Source organism: Marinobacterium lutimaris (genome assembly GCF_900108065.1).
Classification (GTDB): Bacteria; Pseudomonadota; Gammaproteobacteria; order Pseudomonadales; family Balneatricaceae; genus Marinobacterium_D; species Marinobacterium_D lutimaris.
This window is the reverse complement of the sequence record NZ_FNVQ01000002.1, coordinates 793,164-815,876: the sequence shown is the minus strand read 5'-3', so window position 1 is coordinate 815,876 and position 22,713 is coordinate 793,164. Positions and strand designations below refer to the sequence as shown.

Below are 22,713 nucleotides of genomic sequence, written 5' to 3'. Positions count from 1 at the left end.
TATAGTGGGTTACTGGCTGTGCTGGACGTGTTCGTCCAGCTGTTCGCAGATCGCCTTTTGCAGGCGTTCGCAAAGCACCGGATCGCTGATCGGCTGATCATTCATATCGGTGATGAAGAAGAAGTCCTCTACGCGCTCGCCCACATTGGCGATCTTCGCCTTGCGCAGGGTGATGCCGAACTCGACGAAGATATGGCCGATACGGGCCAGCAGCCCTGGACGGTCGGCGGTAATCACTTCAAGCACGGTCTGCTGCAGGTTGGGGTCGTTGCTGACCAGGACGCGGGTCTTGGTGGCAAACGCCTTGAGCTGGCGCGGTACCCGACGCTGCACGATATCCGGGTAGTCATCCGGATCGTCCAGTTCCTCGATCAGGCGCTGGCGGATCGCGTTGAGGTAATCAGGGTTGTCCGACAGCGGCTGGTCATCATCGGTCAGAACGGTGTAGTTGTTCAGCGCGTAGCCATTTTCACTGACGATGATGCGTGCGTCCTGAACGCTGAGCTGCAGCTGGTCCAGAGTGGATACCGTGGCCGCGAACAGGTTCGGCGCGTCCTGGGTGTAGATAAAGATCTCGGTGGCGCCCTCGTGGCTGCGGTAGGAGGTTTTCTCCAGCGTAACCAGCGGAATGTCGGTGTGGGGGTGCTCAAGGATCGCCTGGGTGTGATGGGCGATCGCTTTCGGCTCCTCACGCAGGAAGTAGTCGTCACCGAGGGTTTCCCACAGCTCGCGGGCGGCCTTGGAGGTGACCCCCATGCGTGACAGCGCCTGCAGCGCTTCGTGCTGCACCTGGGCGATACGCTCGGTCTTGTTGACCGGATTTTCCAGACCGCGACGCAGGGCACGCTTGGTTTCCATGTAGAGCTGGCGCAGCAGGCTGGCTCGCCAGCTGTTCCAGAGCGTGTGGTTGGTGGCGTTGATATCGGCCACGGTGAGCACGTAGAGATAGTCCAGATGGATGCTGTCGCAGACCTGCTCGGCGAAGGTATGGATCACCTGAGGGTCTGACAGATCGCGGCGCTGGGCGGTCATCGACATCTTCAGGTGGTTGCGCACCAGCCAGGCGATCAGCTGGGTGTCCCACTGGGCAATATGGTGACGACGGCAGAAGGCGATCACGTCATCGGCGCCCAGTTCCGAGTGGTCGCCGCCGCGCCCCTTGGCGATATCGTGGTAGAGGCCGGCGATGTAGAGCAGCTCGATCTTCGGCAGCTGGTTTACCACCCGGTGCGCTACCGGCAGGCTGTCGCGGTGATCGCGGTGGCGGAACTGGCGCATCATCTGAATCACTTTCAGTGTGTGCGCATCCACGGTGTAGATATGGAACAGGTCGTGCTGCATCTGGCCGACGATGCGGCCGAACTCGGGCAGGTAGCGACCCAGGATGCCGTAACGGTTCATCCGCTTGAGTTCGGTGGAAACGCCTTCGGGTGAGCGCAGCAGCTCCATGAACAGGGAGGTGTTGCGGATATCGTTGCGGAAGGTGTCGTCCACCAGGTGGCGATGGTTACGGATCAGGCGGATGGTGGAGGCGCGCACGCCCTTGATCTCTTCGTGCTGCGCCATCAGCACGAACAGCTCCATCAGCGCAAAGGGATGGTGCTCGAACACCTTGTCATAGGTGACTTCGAGGTAGTCGTTATGCACCTGGAAGCGGTTGTTGAGCGGACGGATATGCTGCTCTTCCTCGGCGCGCAGGATCACCTCGTCGAAGTACTGCAGCAGCATGTCATTAAACTCCGACATCGCCTTGGCGACACGGTAGTACTTGCTCATGAACTGTTCGACGGCGAGGGCGCTGTCGTCATCCTGGTATTTGAAAAAGTCCGCCAGGGAGCGCTGATGATCGAACAGCAGGCGGTCTTCACGACGGCCGCTGATCATGTGCAGGGCGTAACGCACAGTCCAGAGATAGAGTTCGCCGCTGTTCAGCGTATCCAGCTCCGACTCGGTCAGGAAACCGTGGGCTACCAGGTCACGGATATAAGTGGCACCGAAGTGGCGTTTTGCGACCCAGCCGATGGTCTGCAGATCGCGCAGGCCTCCCGGTGAGTTTTTCAGGTTTGGCTCAAGGTTGTACTCGGTGTTGTTGGTCTTCTCATGACGCTCTTTCTGCTCGGCATACTTGGCGCGGAAGAACTCCTTGTCGGTCCAGGCGCCTTCGGAGGTCACCCGTTCGTACATCTGCTGCTGCAGCTTTTCGCTACCGACGATGGTGCGTGATTCGATCAGGTTGGTGGCGATGGTGATATCGTTGCGCGACTCCTGGTAACAGTCGTCGATGGTGCGCACGCTGGAGCCGATCTCCAGGCCGATATCCCAGAGCAGTGTCAGGAAGCTGCTGATGCTCTCTTCGAAACTCTCCGCCTCGACACCGTCGACCAGAATCAGGATGTCCACATCCGAAAACGGGTGCAGCTCGCCCCGGCCGTATCCACCCACGGCGACCAGGGCGACGCTGTTGGCGTCGGGCCATTCGAAACGGTGCCAGGCCAGCGTCAGAATCTGATCCAGTACCCAGGCGCGGCCATACACCAGGTGGCGAATATCCTCGCCCTGGCGGAAGGCCTCGTTCATCGTCTCCTGGGAGTCGTGCAGTGCCTTTTTGAGAACCTTGAACGGTGGTTTCTGTTCAAGCTCCTGGGATAGCGAAGCGACGTCCAGATAGCGGGCGAACTGCTCGGTTGGCTGGGTACGGGTTGTCATAACGCGGTTTACTCCGTTACTGCGGACAGGGCGATCAGAGCTTCTCTTCGGTGCGCAGGGTCAGAATCTCGTGACCCTCTGGGGTGACCAGAATCGTGTGCTCGTACTGGGCGGTGAGGCGGCGATCCGCGGTTTCCACTGTCCAGCCATCGCGCTTATTCAGTTTTACGTGGCGCTTACCGGCGTTGATCATCGGCTCGATGGTCAGGCACATGCCTGCTTCGAGTACTTCACCGGTGCCGGCGCGGCCGTAGTGCAGCACCTGCGGATCTTCGTGGAAGCCGGCGCCGATGCCGTGGCCGCAGTACTCACGTACGACAGAGTAGTGGTGGCTTTCGGCGTGCTTCTGGATCACCGCGCCGATATCGCCCAGGTGTACGCCCGGTTTGACCAGTGCGATACCCAGGTTCATGCACTCCTGAGTTACCTGGCACAGGCGCTCGGCGTGCTGAGCGACTTCACCGACAAAAAACATCTTGCTGGTATCGCCGTGGTAGCCATCCTTGATGACGGTAATGTCTATATTAAGGATGTCGCCCTGCTTGAGTTTTTTCGGTCCGGGGATGCCGTGGCAAACCACCTGGTTGACCGAGGTGCAGATTGATTTGGGAAAACCGTGGTAGTTGAGCGGCGCCGGGATCGCCTTCTGCTCATTGACGATGTAGTCGTGGCAGATGCGGTCGAGTTCCTCGGTGGTGACGCCCGGCTGGATGTGCGGTTCGATCATCTCGAGAACTTCAGCGGCCAGACGGCCGGCGACGCGCATTTTTTCGATCTCTTCCGGGGTTTTAATGATGATGCTCATAGGGCTCCGGGTGTTGGGTGGAGTTGGGTGGCCTGATTATCAGGTAGGCGAGAAACCCAAATTGTAGCGAAAAACGCCGTCGCATAGAAAGGCGGCTTCAATCGGGCGGTGCTTTGTGGTATAAAAGCGCTCCCAAAATCCCGTGCCCCTGGCACATTACAAAACACACACATGTCGACACGCCGCTCCTGGGTGCCGCTGACGCGGTTGGACGGTGGGATATGTGGAGGTTTTAACCCGTTCAGAGGAAATATCAGAATGGCTAAAGTAAGCATGCGTGACCTGCTCAAGGCAGGCGTTCATTTCGGTCACCAGACCCGTTACTGGAACCCGAAGATGTCTCAGTTCATCTTTGGCGCACGCAACAAAATCCATATCATCAACCTTGAGCACACTCTGCCGGCGCTGAACTCTGCGCTGGACGTGGTCAAAGGTATGGCTGCCAACAAGAACAAGGTTCTTTTCGTCGGTACCAAGCGCGCTGCCGCTAAGGTCGTGAAAGAAGAAGCTACCCGCGCTGGCATGCCTTACGTCAACCACCGCTGGCTCGGCGGTATGCTGACCAACTACAAGACTATCCGTCAGTCTATCCGTCGTCTGCGCGAGCTCGAAGCTCAGTCTCAGGATGGTACTTTCGACAAGCTGACCAAGAAAGAGGCGCTGATGCGTACTCGCGAAATGGAAAAGCTGGAACTGTCTATCGGCGGTATCAAAGACATGGGCGGTCTGCCTGACGCGCTGTTCGTCATCGACGTTGATCACGAGCGTATCGCTATCAACGAAGCCAACAAACTGGGTATCCCGGTTATCGGTATCGTCGACACCAACAGCAACCCGGACGGCATCGATCACGTTATCCCGGGTAACGACGATGCGCTGCGTGCGATCCAGATCTACGCGCAGTCTGTTGCTGATGCCTGTGTCGAAGGCGCTGGCGAAAACGCTGGAGATAAAAGCGAATTCGTAGAAGTTGAAGAGCAGAACGCTGCCGAGTAATCGGGCTGTCAAAGGCGACTGCTAAGCTTGAGCGATTCGTAAAGGGGAGCCTGGCTCCCCTTTTTTGGATTCAGAATTAACGCGAAATATTTATAGGGGTAACCGACATGGCGAACATCTCCGCAGCGATGGTTAAAGAACTGCGCGAACGTACTGGTCTGGGCATGATGGAGTGCAAGAAAGCACTGGTCGAGGCTGAAGGCGATATCGATAAAGCGATCGACGATCTGCGTAAATCCTCCGGTATGAAGGCGGCTAAAAAAGCCAGCCGTGTTGCCGCTGATGGTGTGGTATCTGTCAAGGTTGCAGACGACAACAGCTACGCTGTTGTGGTTGAAGTTAACTCCGAAACCGACTTCGTTGCCCGCGACGACAACTTCCTGGGCTTCGTTGCCAAGGTTGTCGACAAGGCTTTCGCTGACAAGCAGGACGACGTTGCTGCCCTGATGGCTGGCGACCTGGAATCCGCTCGTGAAGCGCTGGTACAGAAGATCGGCGAAAACATCACCGTACGTCGCATCATGGTTGTTGAAGGCGCTGTTGTTGATGGCTACGTTCACAGCAACAACCGCATCGCTTCCCTGGTTGTTCTGACCGCTGGTGACGCTGAACTGGCTCGTGACGTTGCTATGCACGTTGCAGCGGTTAACCCGCGTGTAGCCAAGCCGGAAGATATGCCGCAGGAAGAGCTGGATCGCGAAAAAGAGATCATCAAGGCTCAGCCGGATATGGAAGGCAAGCCGGAAGAGATCAAGGAAAAGATGGCTGGTGGCCGTCTGAAGAAATTCCTGTCCGAAAACAGCCTGGTTGAGCAGCCGTTCGTTAAGAACCCGGACCAGACCGTTGGTCAGCTGGTTAAAGCAGCTGGTGCCGAGCTCGTGTCCTTCGTGCGCGTTGAAGTCGGTGAAGGTATCGAAGTTGAAGTTAAAGACTTCGCTGCAGAGGTTGCTGAACAGCTGAAAGGCTGATCGGTAACACCGCGGGCTGGGCTTCGCCTGGCCCGTGTTGATGCTTTACACTCTCTCTGTCCCCACCCTCTTTGGAGAATCCACTCATGCCTCCTACCGATAAACACGCAAAATATAAACGTATCCTGCTGAAGCTGAGCGGCGAAGCGCTGATGGGCGATGAGAATTTCGGTATCGATCCGAAGGTGCTCAATCGTGTCGCGCTGGAGATCGGGCAGTTGGTCGGGATTGGCGTGCAGATTGGTATGGTGATTGGTGGCGGTAACCTTTTCCGTGGCGCAGCGCTGAGCGCGGCCGGTCTGGATCGGGTCACAGGCGACCATATGGGGATGCTGGCGACAGTGATGAATGCCCTGGCGATGCGTGAAGCGCTGGAGCGCTGCAATATCGCTACCCGCGTCATGTCCGCGATTCCGATGAGCGGTGTGGTTGATCACTATGATCGCCGTAACGCCATGCGCTACCTGAATCAGGGAGATGTGGTAATCTTTGCCGCCGGAACCGGTAATCCGTTCTTTACCACCGACTCGGCAGCCTGTCTGCGCGGTATCGAGATCGAGGCCGACGTGGTGCTGAAGGCAACCAAAGTGGATGGTGTGTTCACCGCCGATCCGATGAAGGATCCCAAGGCTGAGCGTTACACCCGTCTGAGCTTTGATGAGGTTTTGGAAAAGCAGCTGGGCGTCATGGATATGACAGCCATCTGCCTGACGCGCGACCACAATATGCCGGTACGCGTGTTCAACATGAATAAGCACGGTGCGCTCGTCAACCTGGTTGTCGGCGGTGACGAAGGCACCCTGATAGACTGCGGCACAACCGCTGGAGAATAAGATGATCAGTGAGATAATGTCAGACGCCGAAGCGCGTATGAAGAAAAGTATCGAGTCTCTGACCGAGCATTTCAAAAAGATCCGCACGGGACGTGCTACTCCGGCGATTCTGGATTCAGTTCAGGTCTCTTACTACGGCTCCATGATGCCGATTCAGCAGGTGGCCAACGTTACCGTCGAAGATGCGCGTACGTTGATGATCAACCCCTGGGAAAAGAAAATGGTGCCGGAGATCGAAAAAGCGATCATGAAATCCGACCTGGGCCTCAACCCGGCCACCAGCGGTGACGTGATCCGCGTGCCGATGCCGGCGCTGACCGAAGAGACCCGTAAGGGCTACATCCGTCAGGCGCGTGTGGAAGCGGAAAACGCTCGCGTGGCGATCCGTAACATCCGTCGCGATGCCAACGGCGACTTCAAGGATCTGCTGAAAGAAAAAGAGATCACCGAAGACGAAAACCGTCGTGGTGAAGACCAGGTTCAGAAGATTACCGACAAATACGTCGGCGAAGTCGATGCGCTGCTGGCGCAGAAAGAAACTGACCTGATGGAAATCTGATGCAACAAATGGGGCGGCCTGGCCGCCCCATTTGTTTGTTGAGTGACCATGTCCGACGCAACGAATAAAAATCTCCCGCACGGGAAAGCGCCTCCGCGTCACATCGCAATCATCATGGATGGCAACAATCGCTGGGCCAAGCTGCATCGTAAGGGTGTGCTGGCGGGGCATCGTGCCGGCGTGAACAGCGTAAAACGCGTCATCGAGGGCTGTATCGAGAACGGTGTTGAAGCACTGACGCTGTTTGCTTTCAGCAGCGAGAACTGGCGGCGGCCAGCGCTGGAAGTGCGCGGGCTGATGGAGCTGTTCCGTATCGCCCTGATTCGCGAAGTACCGAAGCTGGTGAAGAATAATATTCGCCTGCGCATCATCGGTGATCGCAGCCGCTTCAGTAAGGATCTGCAAAAGCGGATCGCCCAGGCTGAAGAGGATACCGCCGGCTGTACGGGCTTTCAGCTGAATGTGGCGGCTAACTACGGCGGCCAGTGGGATATCTGTAACGCCGCGAAACAGCTGGCCGAAGCCTGTGTGCGTGGCGAGTTGAGTCCGGATCAGATTGATGCGGAGCTGCTTGATCGTCATACCTGCCTGGCGGATCTTCCCAAACCGGATCTTTGCATTCGCACCGGGGGAGAGCAGCGCGTCAGCAACTTCCTTATCTGGCAGTTTGCCTATACCGAGTTCTATTTCTCACCGCTTTACTGGCCCGACTTTGGTAAAGAGCAGATTCGCGAAGCGATCCTGGATTTTTGTACCAGAGAGCGTCGATTTGGCAAAACCAGCGAACAGCTAAAGGCCGAACAACATGATTAAACAGCGGTTGATCACCGGAGTCATTCTTGCCGCTCTGGTGCTGCTGGGTGTCTTCTATCTTTCTCCTCTTGCTTTTGCGCTCTGTGCCGCTGGGGTTGTGGCCTTGGCAGCCCATGAATGGGGTAACTTCGCTTCCCTGGGAGTTGCCGGTCGCTGGTTATACATGCTGGTATGTCTGGCCGCGGTGGCGTTGCTGCACTTCGCGGCGTCGGCCATCTATACCCCGGTGTTGGTGTTTGCGTTCCTTTTCTGGCTCTTTGCCTGCTACCTGGTGGTGAGTTATCCCGCCAAAAAGCTGAACTGTCAGAAGCTGAAGCTGCTGGTAGGGTTGGTGGTGATCGTGCCGGCTTGGCTGGCGCTGGTGCTGCTCAAATCGATGGATCAGGGCACGCTGGCCCTGGTGATGCTTATGCTGTTGGTCTGGGGTGCGGATACGGGGGCTTACTGTGCCGGTAAGCTATTGGGTAAGCGCAAGCTGATTCCGAGTGTAAGTCCTGGAAAAACGGTCGAAGGCTTGCTTGGTGGTTTGGCCACCAGTGTTGTTATCGGTCTGGTAATCGGGCTGTGGCGCGAACTTCCGGCGACGGCTCTGGTCTACCTCGTGGCGCTTTCAGTGGTGACCTGTCTGGCATCGGTGCTGGGTGATCTGTTTGAAAGTCTGTTCAAGCGAGAGCGGGGCATTAAGGATAGTGGTCGTATTCTGCCTGGGCATGGCGGCATACTGGACCGAATCGACAGTCTCACCGCGGCGGCGCCGATCTTTATGCTGGGGCTGCACTGGGCGCCGATGTTTTAACTCCCCGGAGATTTAAATGAGTATTGTGCAGACGCTGCTTGCCACGCTCGTCACCCTAGGAATATTGGTTACCATCCATGAGTGGGGGCACTTTTGGGTGGCGCGCCGCTGTGGCGTCAAGGTGCTGCGTTTCTCTGTGGGGTTTGGTAAACCGCTCTGGCTGCGCAAAGGTCGTGACGGCACCGAGTATTCGGTGGCGATGATACCCCTGGGTGGCTATGTACGTATGCTTGATGAGCGTGAGGGCGATGTCCCCGAGGCGCTTAGATCGCAGGCGTTCAACAACAAGCCCGTACTGCAGCGTATGGCGATTGTCGCCGCAGGGCCGATTGTTAACCTGGTTTTTGCGGTGCTGGCGTACTGGTTCCTGTTTCTCTGGGGCAGTACCGTTGTTATCCCGGTAGTAGGGGGTGTTCAGACCGACTCCCTGGCGGCGCGGGCGGGAATTACACCGGGCGTTGAGCTGATGGCCGTGGATGGTCACGAAGTCCAATCCTGGGACGAAGTTAACCTGCGGCTTGCGGCGCGAGTGGGTGAAACGGGCTCGATCCTGCTGCGCGCAGGTGAGCCGGATCGTGGCGTAGCCCGGGATTACAGCGTTCAGCTGTCTGACTGGCGTGTGGATCTCGAGAAAGAGTCGCCCATAGGTGCCTTGGGGCTGCGGCCATATCAGCCGGAAATTCCTGCAGTGATCGGTGCGCTGACCGACGGCGGTGCAGCACAGAGTGCGGGTTTGCAGGTCGGCGACAAAGTGCTCGCGGTGAACGGCGCAGCAGTAGAAGACTGGCGTGCACTGGTTGAGACAGTGCGCTCTTCTCCAGGTCAGTTGCTGCGGATGACCGTTCTGCGTTCCGGCACTGAGCAGCCTCTCGACGTGACGCCGGATACACGGGTTGATGACAATGGTCAGCAGTATGGCTTTATTGGTGCCGGTGTTCAGTCCGTGCAGTGGCCTGACTCCATGCTTCGTGAAGTCAGCCACGGACCTGTCGAGGCACTGTGGATCGGGGTGCAGAAAACCGGTCAGATGATCGGGCTGACGCTGGATGCTATCGGCAAAATGATCGCCGGCGCCATCTCGGTAAAAAACTTGAGTGGCCCGATCACCATTGCTAAAGTGGCGGGGGCTTCGGCGGCCTCGGGGCTGGAGTCTTTCGTCAGCTTCCTTGCTTACCTGAGTATCAGTCTCGGCGTTCTCAATCTGCTGCCGATCCCGATGCTTGATGGCGGGCACCTGCTTTATCAGTTTATCGAACTGGTCAGAGGGCGCCCGGTCAGCGAAAAAGTGCAGATGATGGGCCTGCGTATCGGTATGGCTTTGTTGTTCAGTTTGATGGCCCTGGCCATCCTCAACGACATCGCCAGACTCTGAGTACGCTTCGAAAAGAATTCACTATACGGAAATTAAGACCTGCAGCATGAAACGTAAGCTGGGATTGTTACTTATATCGTTCTTGTGGATTGTTCAAGCGAAAGCGGCTGAATTTCCATTTACTGTCAATGATATACGTCTCGAGGGGCTGCAGCGTGTCGAGCCGGGCGTGGTGTTTCGCTATTTCCCGGTGAACGTGGGTGATCAGCTCAGTCAGCGACAGCTGTCTGAAGCCACCCGAGAGCTGTTTGCATCAGGCTACTTCGACGATGTGGATATCCTGCGCGATGGCGATGATGTTGTGCTGCAATTGCATGAGCGGCCATCACTCGCGCTGATACGCATTGACGGCAACGACTTTATTTCCGAAGAAGATCTGCGTTCAGGGCTTAAGCAGTCCGGTGTGCAGGAGGGCGATGTGTTCCGTCGTTCTGCCGTGGACCAGATCCGTCTCGACCTGTTGCGCCTGTATGTCAGTCAGGGACGCTACGGTGCCGATATCCAGACCGAGGTTGAACCCCTGGCGGGCAACCGCGTTGCGCTGAACGTGAATATCACTGAAGGTCGTGAAGCGACCATTCAGCATATCAATATCGTCGGCAATACCGTCTTTGATGATGAAGAACTGAAAGAACTGTTCTCTCTCAAACTCCCCAATTTCTGGACCTTCTACACCAAGAGTGATCGCTACTCCCGCGAGAAAATGTCCGGTGACCTGGAACGTCTGCGCTCCTACTATATGGACCGCGGCTATATCAATTTCGATATCGAGTCCGCCCAGGTTTCAATCACACCTGACAAGCGTCACGTCTACATCACCGTCAATGTCACCGAAGGCCAGCAGTACTCTGTAAGCAGCGTTGACGTGGCCGGTGATCTGGTTGTGCCGCGTGAAGAGCTTGAATCCCTGTATCTGCTGCACCCGGGCGATACCTTCTCCCGCAAGGCGATGACCGATACCCAGGAAAAGCTGGTGCGTCGACTTGGTGATGAAGGCTTTATGTTTGCCAACGTAAGTCCCGTACCTGAGCTGGCCGAAGACGGCACGCTGTCGGTGCGTTATTTCGTCGAGCCGGGCAAGCGTACCTATGTGCGTCGCATCAATATCCGCGGCAATACACTGACTGCCGATGAGGTGCTGCGTCGTGAGATGGAGCAGATGGAGTCTGGCATCGCAACTACCGATGCGATCGAGCGTTCCAAGGAGCGCCTGGAGCGTACCGGTTACTTCAAATCGGTGAACGTGGAAACCGTGCCTGTGCCGGGTACCGACGATCAGGTCGATCTGGAGTACGCGGTAGAAGAGCAGCAGTCCGGTCAGTTCTCTGCGTCTGTCGGTTTCTCTGACAGCGATGGCATCATCTTCCAGCTGGGCGTACAGCAGGACAACTTCCTGGGTACTGGCCGCAAGTTTGGCGTGAACCTGTCCAACAGTGACACCCTGACCGAGTACAGCTTCAACTACACCAACCCGTATTACACCATGAACGGTGTCAGCCGCGGCTTTGAAGCTTACTACCGCGAGCGTGACTACGATGAGGATGATGTGAGCTCCTACACCACCAACGAATTTGGTGGTGGCATGAACTTCGGCTATCCGATCGATGATTACCAGCGTCTTTCCTTCGGTCTGGGGCTCGATGTTACCGAGATCAATACCTATGAAGATACCGCGGATATCATCAAGGATTTCATCGATGAAGAGGGTGAGGATTACTTCTCTTACCAGATGACCTTTGGCTGGAGCGATAACCGCCTCAACAAGGGTCTGTTCCCGACCGATGGCTATTCGCAGCGCGCAAACATCGAGATCGCTCTGCCGGGCAGTGATCTGACCTACTATCGCGCCAACTACAATGTCACCTGGTACAACCCGATCGACGATAACGAAATCTGGGTTTCCGGTCTGAAGGGGCGTATCGGCTACGGCGACAGCTGGGGCGATAACCGCTATCCGTTCTACCGTAACTTCTATGCTGGTGGTCTGCGCAGTGTGCGAGGCTACAAGAACAACTCTCTGGGGCCGCGAGAGGGCTGTACTACGATCAATGGTGTTACCGACTGTAGTGACCAGGATGCCTTCGGCGGTAACCTGATACTTACCGGTAGCGCGGAGCTGGTCTTCCCGATGCCGTTTGTCGGTGACAAGAGTGCCTGGCGTTCCCTGCTGTTCCTCGATGCGGGTAATGTCTACTCCACCGACTGCCAGCCGGGCCAGCAAAACTGTTCCAACGATCTGGATCTTGGTGACCTCCGTTACTCCGCAGGCTTTGGGCTTAGCTGGCTGACGCCGGTAGGTCCGCTATCGATTGCGATAGCGATGCCGCTGAATGAAGGCGAAGACGACGAAACCGAAAGCTTCCAGTTCGCACTGGGTCAAACGTTTTAAGGAGAAAGCATGAAATCTATGAAAACGCTGTGCGCGGCTCTATGTCTGACGCTGAGTGCACCGGTATTTGCCGGCAAACTGGCGGTACTGGACGTCCGCGAAGCGCTGCTGACCTCCAATGCGGCGGAGACATTTCGTAACCAGATGAAGCAGGATTTTGCATCCGATCAGCAGGCCCTGGTTGATCTTGAAAAGCAGGCTAAATCCCTGCAGCAGAAGATGCAGAAAAATGCGGGCCTCAGCTCCGAAGATGAGATGAAGCAGCAGCGCATGCAGTTTCAGAAGGTCTTCGGTGAATATCAGCGCCAGGGCCAGCAGTTGCAGCAGGAACAGTCCCAGCGTGAACAGAACTTCCTGGCTGAAATGAAGCCGAAGCTGGATGAAATCATCCGTAACATGATCAAGGAACAGGATATCGACCTGATCATCAGCAAAAACGCTTCGGTATATGCCAACCCGGACCTGGACATTACGAGCAAAGTGACTGAGCTCCTGAACAAGCAGTAATCGATGAACAGATCATCAGGTTATACGCTCGAGGAACTGGGCCTCCGCATAGAAGCCCGGGTGGTAGGCGATAGTGATCGCCTTATCCATTCTCTGGCAACATTACAGACAGCTGGCCCAGGCCAGCTGTCGTTCTTTGCGAACAGCCGTTATCTGAAACAGCTCAAGGCCAGCAAGGCTGAGGCAGTGCTGGTGACCGAGGCGCATCTGGATGATGTCCAGGGCAGTGCTTTGGTCGTGGCGGATCCCTATCTTGCCTTTGCCCGGTTGACCCATCTTTTCGATTGGCGCGATCCGTGTTCGCCCGGGATTCATCCCTCGGCGAGTATCGATCCTGCGGCGAGTGTCTCACCGGATGCAGAAGTGGGTGCTGGTGTTGTGATTGCTGCCGGCACCCAGGTCGAGGCCGGGGTTGTTATCGGTGCCAATACATCGATCGGTCGTGACTGTCGCCTCGGTAGCGGAACGCGTCTTGAGGCGGGAGTCACCCTCTATCCGAAAGTGCGTGTCGGCGAGCGTGTACTTATCCACAGTGGAGCGGTTATCGGCGCCGATGGGTTTGGCTTTGCGCCCGATCGTAAGGGTGGCTGGGTCAAGATCTGTCAGCTTGGCGGTGTTCTGATCGAGGATGATGTAGAGATCGGCGCTGGTACGACCATCGACCGCGGTGCTCTCGATGACACCCATATTGAGCGTGGCGTTAAACTGGATAATCAGGTTCAGGTGGCGCATAACGTCAGAATCGGTGAAGGTACCGCCATTGCGGGCTGTACCGCCATAGCCGGAAGCACTAAAATTGGCCGCCATTGCACCATCGCCGGCATGAGCGGTATCACAGGGCACCTGGAAATAGCCGATGGCACCCATGTGACCGCTATGACGCTGGTCAGCCGGTCTATTACCGAGCCGGGTGCCTACTCATCGGGGACAGGGATCGAACCCCATCAGCAATGGAAGCGCAATGTGGTTCGTTTCCGGCAGCTGGATGAGCTTGCCAGGCGTGTGCGCAAACTCGAAAACAGACTCGAGCATATTTCTACTGAAGGTCAAAAAGATGATGGATGTTAAGGAAATCCGGGAATACCTGCCCCACCGCTACCCCTTTCTGCTGGTAGACCGGGTGGTTGAGTTGGTCCCGGGAGAATCGATCGTGGCATACAAGAATGTCACGGTAAACGAGCCCTTTTTTAACGGGCATTTTCCGGATCATCCTGTGATGCCAGGCGTGCTGATCGTCGAGGCGATGGCTCAGGCTGCGGGCATTCTGGGCTTTAAAACCATGGATAAAACTCCACAAGATGGTTCTATCTACTATTTTGTAGGAGCGGACAATCTGAGATTCAAGCGTCCGGTGGTGCCGGGTGACCGTCTCCAGCTGGAGGCCAAGGTTCTTTCCGAGCGTCGTGGCATCTGGAAATTCGAAGTGCGCGCCAGTGTCGATGGCGATACCGTTAGTTCAGCTACTATTCTCTGTGCAGACAGGAAGGTGTAAGTGATACATCCACAGGCTATCGTTGAACCCGGAGCAAAGCTGGCCGACAACGTCGAAGTAGGCCCGTGGAGCTATATTGGCGCCGATGTCGAGATCGGCGCCGGCACGCGGATTGGTCCTCATGTAGTGATCAAGGGGCCCACCGTCATCGGTGAGGATAACCGGATCTTCCAGTTCGCCAGCGTTGGCGAAGAGTGCCAGGACAAAAAGTACAACGGTGAACCTACCCAACTGGTTATCGGCGACCGCAACGTGATTCGTGAAGGCTGTACCATCCATCGCGGAACCGTGCAGGACGAAGGGATCACCCGCATCGGTAGCGATAACCTGTTGATGGCTTACGTGCACGTGGCCCATGACTGCATCGTCGGCAGCCACTGTATTCTGGCCAACAGCACCGCGCTGGCGGGTCATGTAAAACTGGGCGACTACGCGATTCTGGGTGGCTTCACTGCAGTGCATCAGTTCTGCCAGATCGGTCCACATGTGATGTGTGGTGCCGGTACTGTGGTGCTGAAAGATATTCCCGCCTACGTCATGGCCACCGGTAACACCGCAGAGCCTCATGGTATCAACCTCGAAGGGCTGCGCCGTCGCGGTTTTACACCGGAAGCGCTGCGTACCCTGCGTCAGGCTTACAAAACCATCTACCGCAAAGGTCTCACTACGACCGAAGCTCTGGAGCAACTGCAGCTGCTTGCGAATGACGAGCCGGCGGTACAGCCGCTGATCGATTCGCTTAACAGCTCAGCCCGCGGCATCATCCGCTGAGCCGATGCGAACGCTCAGAGTAGGTATCGTCGCCGGCGAGGCGTCCGGCGATATTCTTGGCGCAGGACTTATACAGTCGTTGCAGCGCCGCTGTCCCGGAATCCAGTTTGAAGGCATCGGCGGTGAGCTGATGCTGGAGGCTGGATGCTGCTCGCTCTATCCGATGGAGCGCCTGTCGGTGATGGGCCTGGTCGAAGTGCTCGGCCGGGTACCGGAGCTGCTGCGCGAGCGCCGTCGTCTGGTGCGCCATTTTATAGCCAATCCGCCCGACCTTTTCATCGGTATAGACGCACCGGACTTCACCCTGGGTATGGAACGCCAGCTGAAAGAAGCGGGTATTCCGACGGTTCACTACGTCAGCCCGTCGGTCTGGGCCTGGAAGCGTAAGCGGATCTTTAAGATCAAGCGCTGTGTCGACCTGTTGCTGACGCTGTTCCCCTTTGAAGCAGAGGTGTACGAGCCTACTCAGCAAAATCTGCGTTTTGTGGGGCATCCACTGGCGGAGATGATTCCCGCCCAGATCGATATGGATCTGGCAGTGGAACACTACGGCGCAGGATCAGGGCAACAGATGTTGGCGATCCTTCCGGGGAGCCGCGGTAGCGAGCTTAAGTATCTGGCCAAGCCGTTTCTTGAAACGGCGCGCTGGCTGCAGGCGCGCCATCCCGATCTGATGTTCGTGATGCCGGCGGCCAATCAGAGTCGTTATGACCAGCTGGCCGAAATGGTGGCTGATGAATACTCCGACCTGAAGCTTAAGCTGGTGCGGGGTCACTCACGGGAAGTGATGGCCGCCTCCGATGCAATCCTGATCGCGTCGGGTACCGCCACGCTGGAAGCCTGCCTGCTGCGCAAGCCGATGGTGGTTGCTTATCGCATGGCGGGGCTGACCTACAAGATCTATTCGCGGATGATCCAGAGCCGCTGGATCTCTCTGCCCAACGTGCTGGCCGGTAAGGAGATGGTGCCGGAGATTCTTCAGGATGACGTACGCCCTGAGGTGCTTGGTCCGCTGCTGCAGAAAGCGCTGGATGATGCCGAGTATCGCCAGCGAATTGAGCAGGTGTTTGGCGAAATCGGCGATACGTTGCGCCAGAACGCCAGCGAGCGCGCCGCTGATGCGGTGATTGAGCTGCTAGAGCAACGTGGGCGGCCACTTGAAATTGGCACTGAGCCTAGGAGTCAGCGTGGATAATCCCGGCTTTGATTTTCGCCCCGCCGGTCTCGTTGCCGGTGTCGATGAGGTAGGGCGCGGTCCGCTGATCGGTGATGTGGTTGCCGCCGCTGTGATTCTCGATCCCGCCAGGCCGATTAAGGGACTGACCGACTCAAAAAAGCTCAGTGCCAAGAAGCGCGAGTTGCTGTTCGATGAGATCCAGGAGAAAGCCCTGGCCTGGTCGATTCAGAGCGCGTCGCCCGCTGAGATTGATGAGCTGAATATTCTCCATGCCAGCATGCTGGCGATGCGCCGTGCCGTGCTGGCGCTGGATCCGCAGCCGGAATACGCCATGATCGATGGCAACCGCTGCCCGGAGCTGCCCTGCCCATCGGAACCGGTGGTCAAGGGCGATCTGCTGATTGCAGAGATCAGTGCCGCCTCCATCCTGGCCAAGGTCTATCGCGACCGGCAGATGGAGGAGCTTCACCAACAATACCCGGAATATGGCTTTGCCAGCCATAAGGGGTACCCGACCAAGGCACATCTAGAGGCCTTGGGTCGGTTGGGCCTGCTGCCGGATTACCGCCGCAGCTTTGGTCCGGTAAAACGCTTACTGAACCAGGAGTAAAGATGTCTGCAGCCAACTTCATTCACCTGAGGGTGCATACCGAATATTCCCTGTTCGATGGTCTGGTCCGTATCAAGGAGCTGGTCAAGGCGGCGGCGGAAGGCGGTATGCCGGCGGTCGGCATGACCGATCAGACCAACCTCTTTGCCCTGGTCAAGTTTTACAAGGCGGCGGTAGGCGCCGGTATCAAGCCGATCTGTGGCGTCGATCTCTGGGTTGAAAATGAAGAGGATCCGGAGAACGATCCTTTCCGCCTTACCCTGCTGGTGCGTAACGGCAAAGGCTACCGCAACCTGATGGAACTGGTCTCTCTGGCCTACGAAAAGGGCCAGGGGATTATGCCGGACCGCGCCCTGGTGAAGCGTGAATGGGTGCGTGAAAAGGCCGAGGGTCTGATTGCCTTGTCGGGTAATCGCCTCGGTGAAGCGGGTCGCGCTATTCTGTCCGAAAGTGAAGATGCTGCGGCTATCGTGCGTGAATGGATGCAGGTGTTCCCGGACAGCTTCTATCTGGAGATCCAGCGCACCGGTCGTGCCGGTGACGAGGCGCTGGTGCACGGCAGTGTAGCGCTGGCCCGGGAAACCGGCTGTCCGTTGGTGGCCACCAACGAGGTCATGTTTATCAACGCGGCGGACTTCGAGGCCCATGAGGCGCGTGTCTGCATCAACATGAGCCGCACGCTGGAAGATCCGACCCGGCCGCGTAACTATTCTGATCAGCAGTACTTCCGTACCCCGCAAGAGATGGCTGAGCTGTTCTCCGATATCCCCAGCGCACTGGCTAACACCGTCGAAATCGCCCGTCGCTGCAATATCGAGATTGAACTCGGTACCTACTACCTGCCGCGTTATCCGATCCCGGAAGGGATCCTGATGGATGACTACTTCCGCTACCGCTCCCGTCAGGGCCTGGAAGAGCGCCTCGAATTTCTCTACGACACCAGCGCGCCGGAGTTTACCGAGATCCGTAAGCCCTATGATGACCGTCTCAAGTTTGAGCTCGATATCATCATCCAGATGGGTTTCCCCGGCTACTTCCTCATCGTGATGGACTTCATCAAGTGGGGTAAGGACAACGGTATTCCGGTAGGGCCGGGACGAGGCTCGGGTGCCGGTTCCCTGGTGGCTTACGCGCTGAAGATCACCGACCTGGATCCGCTGGAATACGACCTGCTGTTCGAACGTTTCCTTAACCCGGAACGTGTTTCCATGCCTGACTTCGATATCGACTTCTGCATGGATAACCGTGACCGGGTTATCGACTACGTAGCCGGTAAATACGGCCGTGATGCCGTGTCCCAGATCATCACCTACGGCACCATGGCCGCTAAGGCGGTGGTGCGCGACGTGGCCCGTGTTCAGGGTAAGGCGTTTGGTCTGGCCGACCGTCTCTCCAAGCTGATTCCGTTTGAAGTGGGCATGACCCTCTCCAAGGCCTGGGAGCAGGAGGAGGCGCTGCGCGAATTCGTTGAGTCCAGCGAAGAAGCGCAGGAGATCATGGAGATGGCGTACAAGCTTGAGGGCGTTACCCGTAACGTCGGCAAGCACGCCGGTGGTGTGGTTATCGCCCCCACCAAACTGACCGACTTCGCCGCCACATACTGCGACGAAGAGGGACACGGCCTGGTGACCCAGTTCGACAAGAACGATGTGGAGGAGGCGGGCCTTGTTAAGTTCGACTTCCTCGGTCTGCGTACGCTGACCATCATCGATTGGGCGCTGGAGATCATCAACGACAAGCGCAAGCGTCGTGGTGAAGACAACCTGGAGATCGAGGGAATTAACCTCGAGGATCCCGAAACCTTCAAACTGCTGCAGAGCGCCCAGACTACCGCGGTATTCCAGCTTGAATCCAGCGGTATGAAGGATCTGATCCGCCGCCTGCAGCCATCGCGCTTTGAGGATATCGTCGCACTGGTGGCCCTGTTCCGTCCGGGGCCGCTGCAGTCGGGCATGGTGGATGACTTCATCAACCGTAAGCACGGCCGGGCGGAGATGGCCTGGCCGCATCCCGATTACCAGCTCGACTCGCTGCAGCCGGTGCTGGAGCCCACCTACGGCATCATCCTGTACCAGGAACAGGTCATGCAGATCGCCCAGGTGATGGCGGGCTACACCCTCGGCGGTGCGGATATGCTGCGTCGAGCCATGGGTAAGAAAAAACCTGAGGAGATGGCTAAGCAGCGCACCTCTTTCCTTGATGGTAGCAAGAACAACGGGATCGATGCCGATCTGGCGGGCAATATCTTCGACCTGGTGGAGAAGTTCGCCGGTTACGGTTTCAACAAATCCCACTCTGCGGCTTATGCACTGGTTTCCTACCAGACCGCCTGGCTGAAGCAGCACTACCCTGCGCCGTTTATGGCGGCGGTTATGTCCTCGGATATGCAGACCACCGAGAAGGTGGTGATCTTCATTGAAGAGTGTCGCCAGATGGGCCTCACGGTGCGTCTGCCGGACGTGAATGACGGCGAATACAAGTTCGCCGTTAACGACCGCGAAGAGATTATTTACGGCCTCGGCGCGATCAAGGGCGTGGGTGAAGGCCCGGTAGACGCCATCGTCAAAGCCCGTGCCGAGGGCGGGGTGTTCACCGACCTGTTCGATTTCTGCAAGCGGGTCGGCAGCAAGCGTCTGAACAAGCGTGTGCTCGAAGCCCTGGTGCGCTGTGGCGCCCTGGATGGACTGGGAGCGCAGCGAGCGGTGCTCTGGCAGGCGATCCCGGCGGCGCTGAAATCCGCGGATCAGGAGGAGCAGAACCAGAATGCCGGTATGTTCGACCTGTTCGGCGAGATGGAAGCCCAGCAGGAGAGCGATCCTTACGAGAACTACCGCGACGCCCGCGAGTGGAGCGACAAGGAACGACTTACCGGCGAGAAGGATACTCTTGGGCTCTACGTCACCGGCCACCCGATCGACGAGTATGAAGCTGAGCTGCGCCATTTTGCCCGCAAGAAACTGGTGGATATGCAGCCGGCCCGCGGCCAGATGCAGAAGCTGGCCGGCCTGGTCGTAGATATGCGCCTTAAAAAGACCAAAAAGGGTGCCACGCTGTGCTTCGTGACCCTGGACGACCGCAGTGCGCGTATGGAGGTCACCCTCTTTGGTGAAGCCTATGAAGCCTCGCGTAACAGGATTGCCAAGGATGCGGTGCTGATCATCGAGGGCGAGGTCGCCAACGATGACTACAATGGTGGTCTGAAGGTGCGGGGCAACAAGGTCTACGGCATGGCGGACGCCCGTTCCATGTATGCCAGTCACGTGGAGGTTAGTTGCCGCCACGACCAGATCAAGCGTCAGACCCTGAAAACTCTCGCCGAAACCCTGGGGCGTGAGCGCACGCCCGAAGGTGGCTTGCCTGTGGTGCTGAAGTATCGCCGCGAGGATGCCGAGGGGCCGCTGCACTTTGGTGACAATTGGCGGGTACGGGTCAGTGATGAACTGATCCTCGCCCTGAAAGAGCAGTTCGGTAACGAACAGGTGGAACTTCGCTTTGATCGTTGAACTCTGAGGTTCATCCAGTCCGGGGTGGAGTCTATGACCCTCACCCGGTAGAATCCCACTATTTCGGCGGGCCGGAATGGGCGCCGTATAACACACTTAAAAGAGCAGAAGCAGACGCGCATGAATCCTAACTATCTGGATTTCGAACAGCCAATCGCTGAGCTGGAAGCAAAAATCAACGAGCTGCGCCTCGTCGGCGAAGACAATGTAGACCTTAACCTGGCCGATGAAATCGGACGTCTGCAGGACAAGAGCCGCAGCCTGACGCAGAGCATTTTCTCTGACCTGACGGCCTGGCAGATCTCCCAGCTGGCGCGTCACCCGAAGCGTCCCTACACCTTTGACTACGTCAAGCATGCCTTCGACGAGTTCGAAGAGATCCATGGCGATCGTCATTTCGCCGACGACCAGGCGCTGGTGGGTGGTATCGCCCGTCTCGACGACAAACCGGTCATGATTGTCGGTCACCAGAAGGGTCGCGAAGTCAAAGAGAAGGTGAAGCGCAACTTCGGTATGCCGCGTCCTGAAGGTTATCGCAAGGCGCTGCGTCTGATGGAGATGGCAGAGCGTTTCAACCTGCCGGTACTGACCTTTATCGATACGCCGGGGGCCTATCCGGGCATCGACGCCGAAGAGCGCGGTCAGTCTGAAGCGATCGCCTACAACCTGGCGAAGATGTCGCAGCTGCGTACGCCGATCATCTCCACCGTTATCGGTGAGGGCGGTTCTGGTGGTGCACTGGCGATCGGTGTTTGTGACGAGCTGCTGATGCTGCAGTACAGCACCTACTCCGTTATCTCTCCGGAAGGCTGCGCCTCTATCCTGTGGAAGAGCGCCGAGCGCGCCTCAGACGCCGCCAAGGCGATGGGTATCACCTCCGAGCGTCTGCATGAGTTGGGCCTCGTGGACCGCGTGATCGCAGAACCTCTGGGTGGCGCGCACCGCGATCCCGCATTGATGGCCGCCAGCCTGCAGCAGGTGCTGGTCGAAACGCTGGATCGCATGCAGAGCATGTCTATCGACGAGCTGCTTGAGCGTCGTTACGCGCGCCTCATGGACTATGGGCGCATTGCAGACTGATCTCGAAGCGCTTTTGCCTGGGCGTCTTGAGCGCCTGCCCGACAGCCGCCGCTGGGTGATCGCACTCAGCGGCGGTGTTGATTCCAGGGTACTGCTGGAGCTCTGCGCCAGAACCCTGCCGCGGGATAAACTGCTGGCACTGCACGTCAATCACCAGTTGCAGTCGGTCTCTACGGACTGGGAAAACTGGTGTGCTGGCGAGTGTCAGCGTCTGGGTGTCCCTTTTACCTCCCTTTCTGTCGATCCGGGTAGCGGTTCCGAAGCGGATCTGCGTGATGCCCGTTACCGGGCGTTTGAGCAGGTGCTTAGGCCAGGTGACTGGCTATTGCTGGCGCAGCACGCCGATGATCAGGCGGAAACTTTCCTGTTGCGGCTGCTGCGCGGCGCCGGAGTCCGTGGTTTGTCCGCTATGCCCTGGCAGCGTCCGGTGGGGCAGGGGATGCTCTATCGCCCACTGCTGGACCAGCCCCGCGCAGCGCTGGAAGCCTGGGCAAGGCTGCATGGGATCGACTGGGTGGAAGATCCCAGTAATGCCAGCGAACGTTATGACCGTAACTGGCTGCGTCATCGCATCCTGGCGCCTTTGAAGCAGCGCAAGCCTGCCGTACTGGAGCGGGTGCTGGCGACAACTGCCCGGCTGGCCGAAGCCAATCAGCTGCTGGATGAACTGGCGTCCGAGGATCTGGCCGCACTGCAGAGCGCTCCAGAATGTCTGCCGCTGACGCCTTTGGCTGATCTTTCATTGCCCAGGCAGCGCAATTTGATTCGTCATTGGGTATACCGTTGCAGCGGAGTTTATCCCTCCGAGGATGAACTGCATGAAATTGAACATTCGGTGATTGCGGCCGCTGAGGATCGTGTTCCTCTGCTTCAGTTGGGAGGATACGAACTGCGTCGTTATCGTGGCCGCTTGTTTTTAACGCCGCCGTTGCCACCGCGTTCCGCGCCCCTTGAGCTAGACTGCACTGCGGATAGTCGCAGGGAGCTGGCGCAGGGCGTTATCGCCTTTCAGTCCACCGATGGGGTTGGGCTGGTTGCAGGCGAAACGCTGAGGCTTGATTACAGGCAGGGTGGCGAACGCCTGAGGCCGCTCGGAAGAGGCGGCTCGGTGAGTCTGAAGCAACTTCTGCAGGAGGCGGGAGTGCCACCCTGGCTGCGGCCAGACTGGCCGATTCTCTACCGCGGTGACCGGTTGGTGGCCGTGCCCGGCATCTGTCTTTGTGAAGAGGCGGTGACAAAGGGCGGATTGATCCCTTCTTGGCGTCCATTAGGTTTGTCTGAAGGGGGCTGCTTTGGTAGACTGTAACCCCATCTTGAGTACGTTTTCCCTCCTAAC

Annotated in this window: 19 protein-coding genes; 17 read left to right on the top strand and 2 right to left on the bottom strand. The window is 57.6% G+C overall.

Annotated elements, in window-relative coordinates; genetic code table 11:
* Positions 1–9 precede the first annotated feature (9 nt).
* Both C4S72_RS14135 and map read right to left on the bottom strand, forming a co-directional pair.
* Positions 10–2,706: a [protein-PII] uridylyltransferase gene (locus C4S72_RS14135; RefSeq protein ID WP_104003782.1), complete on the bottom strand. Its 2,697-nt coding sequence runs from the start codon at positions 2,704–2,706 to the stop codon at positions 10–12.
* A gap of 34 nt (positions 2,707–2,740) precedes the next feature.
* Positions 2,741–3,511 carry a type I methionyl aminopeptidase gene (map, locus tag C4S72_RS14130; RefSeq protein ID WP_104003781.1) on the bottom strand — a complete coding sequence of 257 codons (771 nt, stop codon included), beginning with the start codon at positions 3,509–3,511 and terminating at the stop codon, positions 2,741–2,743.
* Positions 3,512–3,769: 258 nt separating this feature from the next.
* Here map and rpsB point away from each other — a divergent pair, with 258 nt between their 5' ends.
* The 17 genes from rpsB (at position 3,770) to tilS (ending at position 22,683) form a co-directional block, all read left to right on the top strand.
* On the top strand, positions 3,770–4,507 hold the full coding sequence (rpsB, locus tag C4S72_RS14125) for a 30S ribosomal protein S2 (RefSeq protein WP_104003780.1): 738 nt from the start codon (positions 3,770–3,772) through the stop codon (positions 4,505–4,507).
* Positions 4,508–4,614: 107 nt separating this feature from the next.
* Positions 4,615–5,475: a translation elongation factor Ts gene (tsf, locus tag C4S72_RS14120; RefSeq protein ID WP_104003779.1), complete on the top strand. Its 861-nt coding sequence runs from the start codon at positions 4,615–4,617 to the stop codon at positions 5,473–5,475.
* An 86-nt stretch (positions 5,476–5,561) separates the two neighbouring features.
* Positions 5,562–6,308, top strand: a complete 747-nt coding sequence (gene pyrH, locus C4S72_RS14115; RefSeq protein WP_104003778.1) for a UMP kinase — start codon at positions 5,562–5,564, stop codon at positions 6,306–6,308.
* 1 nt (position 6,309) lies between these two features.
* Positions 6,310–6,867 (top strand): ribosome recycling factor, encoded by a 558-nt coding sequence (frr, locus tag C4S72_RS14110; RefSeq protein WP_104003777.1) that lies wholly within the window; start codon positions 6,310–6,312, stop codon positions 6,865–6,867.
* 48 nt (positions 6,868–6,915) lie between these two features.
* Positions 6,916–7,680 carry a polyprenyl diphosphate synthase gene (gene uppS / locus C4S72_RS14105; RefSeq protein WP_104003776.1) on the top strand — a complete coding sequence of 255 codons (765 nt, stop codon included), beginning with the start codon at positions 6,916–6,918 and terminating at the stop codon, positions 7,678–7,680.
* The gene (locus C4S72_RS14100; RefSeq protein ID WP_104003775.1) at positions 7,673–8,476 is read left to right on the top strand and encodes a phosphatidate cytidylyltransferase; all 804 of its coding nucleotides are present in this window, start codon (positions 7,673–7,675) and stop codon (positions 8,474–8,476) included. The genes uppS and C4S72_RS14100 overlap by 8 nt, the downstream gene beginning before the upstream one ends.
* A 16-nt stretch (positions 8,477–8,492) precedes the next feature.
* Positions 8,493–9,848: a sigma E protease regulator RseP gene (gene rseP, locus C4S72_RS14095; protein ID WP_104003774.1), complete on the top strand. Its 1,356-nt coding sequence runs from the start codon at positions 8,493–8,495 to the stop codon at positions 9,846–9,848.
* Positions 9,849–9,894: 46 nt separating this feature from the next.
* Entirely contained in the window at positions 9,895–12,237 is a 2,343-nt protein-coding gene (gene bamA / locus C4S72_RS14090; RefSeq protein ID WP_104003773.1) for an outer membrane protein assembly factor BamA, read from the top strand.
* Positions 12,238–12,246: 9 nt separating this feature from the next.
* A complete protein-coding gene (locus tag C4S72_RS14085; RefSeq protein WP_104003772.1) occupies positions 12,247–12,744 on the top strand; it encodes an OmpH family outer membrane protein in 498 nt (165 codons plus the stop codon).
* Between the two features lie 3 nt (positions 12,745–12,747).
* A complete protein-coding gene (gene lpxD / locus C4S72_RS14080; RefSeq protein ID WP_104003771.1) occupies positions 12,748–13,812 on the top strand; it encodes a UDP-3-O-(3-hydroxymyristoyl)glucosamine N-acyltransferase in 1,065 nt (354 codons plus the stop codon).
* Positions 13,799–14,236: a 3-hydroxyacyl-ACP dehydratase FabZ gene (fabZ, locus tag C4S72_RS14075; protein WP_104003770.1), complete on the top strand. Its 438-nt coding sequence runs from the start codon at positions 13,799–13,801 to the stop codon at positions 14,234–14,236. The genes lpxD and fabZ overlap by 14 nt, the downstream gene beginning before the upstream one ends.
* A complete protein-coding gene (gene lpxA / locus C4S72_RS14070) occupies positions 14,237–15,007 on the top strand; it encodes an acyl-ACP--UDP-N-acetylglucosamine O-acyltransferase (RefSeq protein WP_104003769.1) in 771 nt (256 codons plus the stop codon).
* Between the two features lie 4 nt (positions 15,008–15,011).
* Positions 15,012–16,202, top strand: coding sequence for a lipid-A-disaccharide synthase (gene lpxB, locus C4S72_RS14065; RefSeq protein ID WP_104003768.1), 1,191 nt, complete (start codon positions 15,012–15,014; stop codon positions 16,200–16,202).
* Positions 16,195–16,794: a ribonuclease HII gene (gene rnhB, locus C4S72_RS14060; RefSeq protein WP_104003767.1), complete on the top strand. Its 600-nt coding sequence runs from the start codon at positions 16,195–16,197 to the stop codon at positions 16,792–16,794. The genes lpxB and rnhB overlap by 8 nt, the downstream gene beginning before the upstream one ends.
* Before the next feature lie 2 nt (positions 16,795–16,796).
* A complete protein-coding gene (dnaE, locus tag C4S72_RS14055) occupies positions 16,797–20,297 on the top strand; it encodes a DNA polymerase III subunit alpha (protein ID WP_104003766.1) in 3,501 nt (1,166 codons plus the stop codon).
* Positions 20,298–20,417: 120 nt separating this feature from the next.
* On the top strand, positions 20,418–21,377 hold the full coding sequence (accA, locus tag C4S72_RS14050) for an acetyl-CoA carboxylase carboxyl transferase subunit alpha (RefSeq protein WP_104003765.1): 960 nt from the start codon (positions 20,418–20,420) through the stop codon (positions 21,375–21,377).
* Positions 21,367–22,683: a tRNA lysidine(34) synthetase TilS gene (gene tilS, locus C4S72_RS14045; protein ID WP_160115522.1), complete on the top strand. Its 1,317-nt coding sequence runs from the start codon at positions 21,367–21,369 to the stop codon at positions 22,681–22,683. Before accA ends, tilS begins: the two co-directional genes overlap by 11 nt.
* Positions 22,684–22,713: the final 30 nt, after the last annotated feature.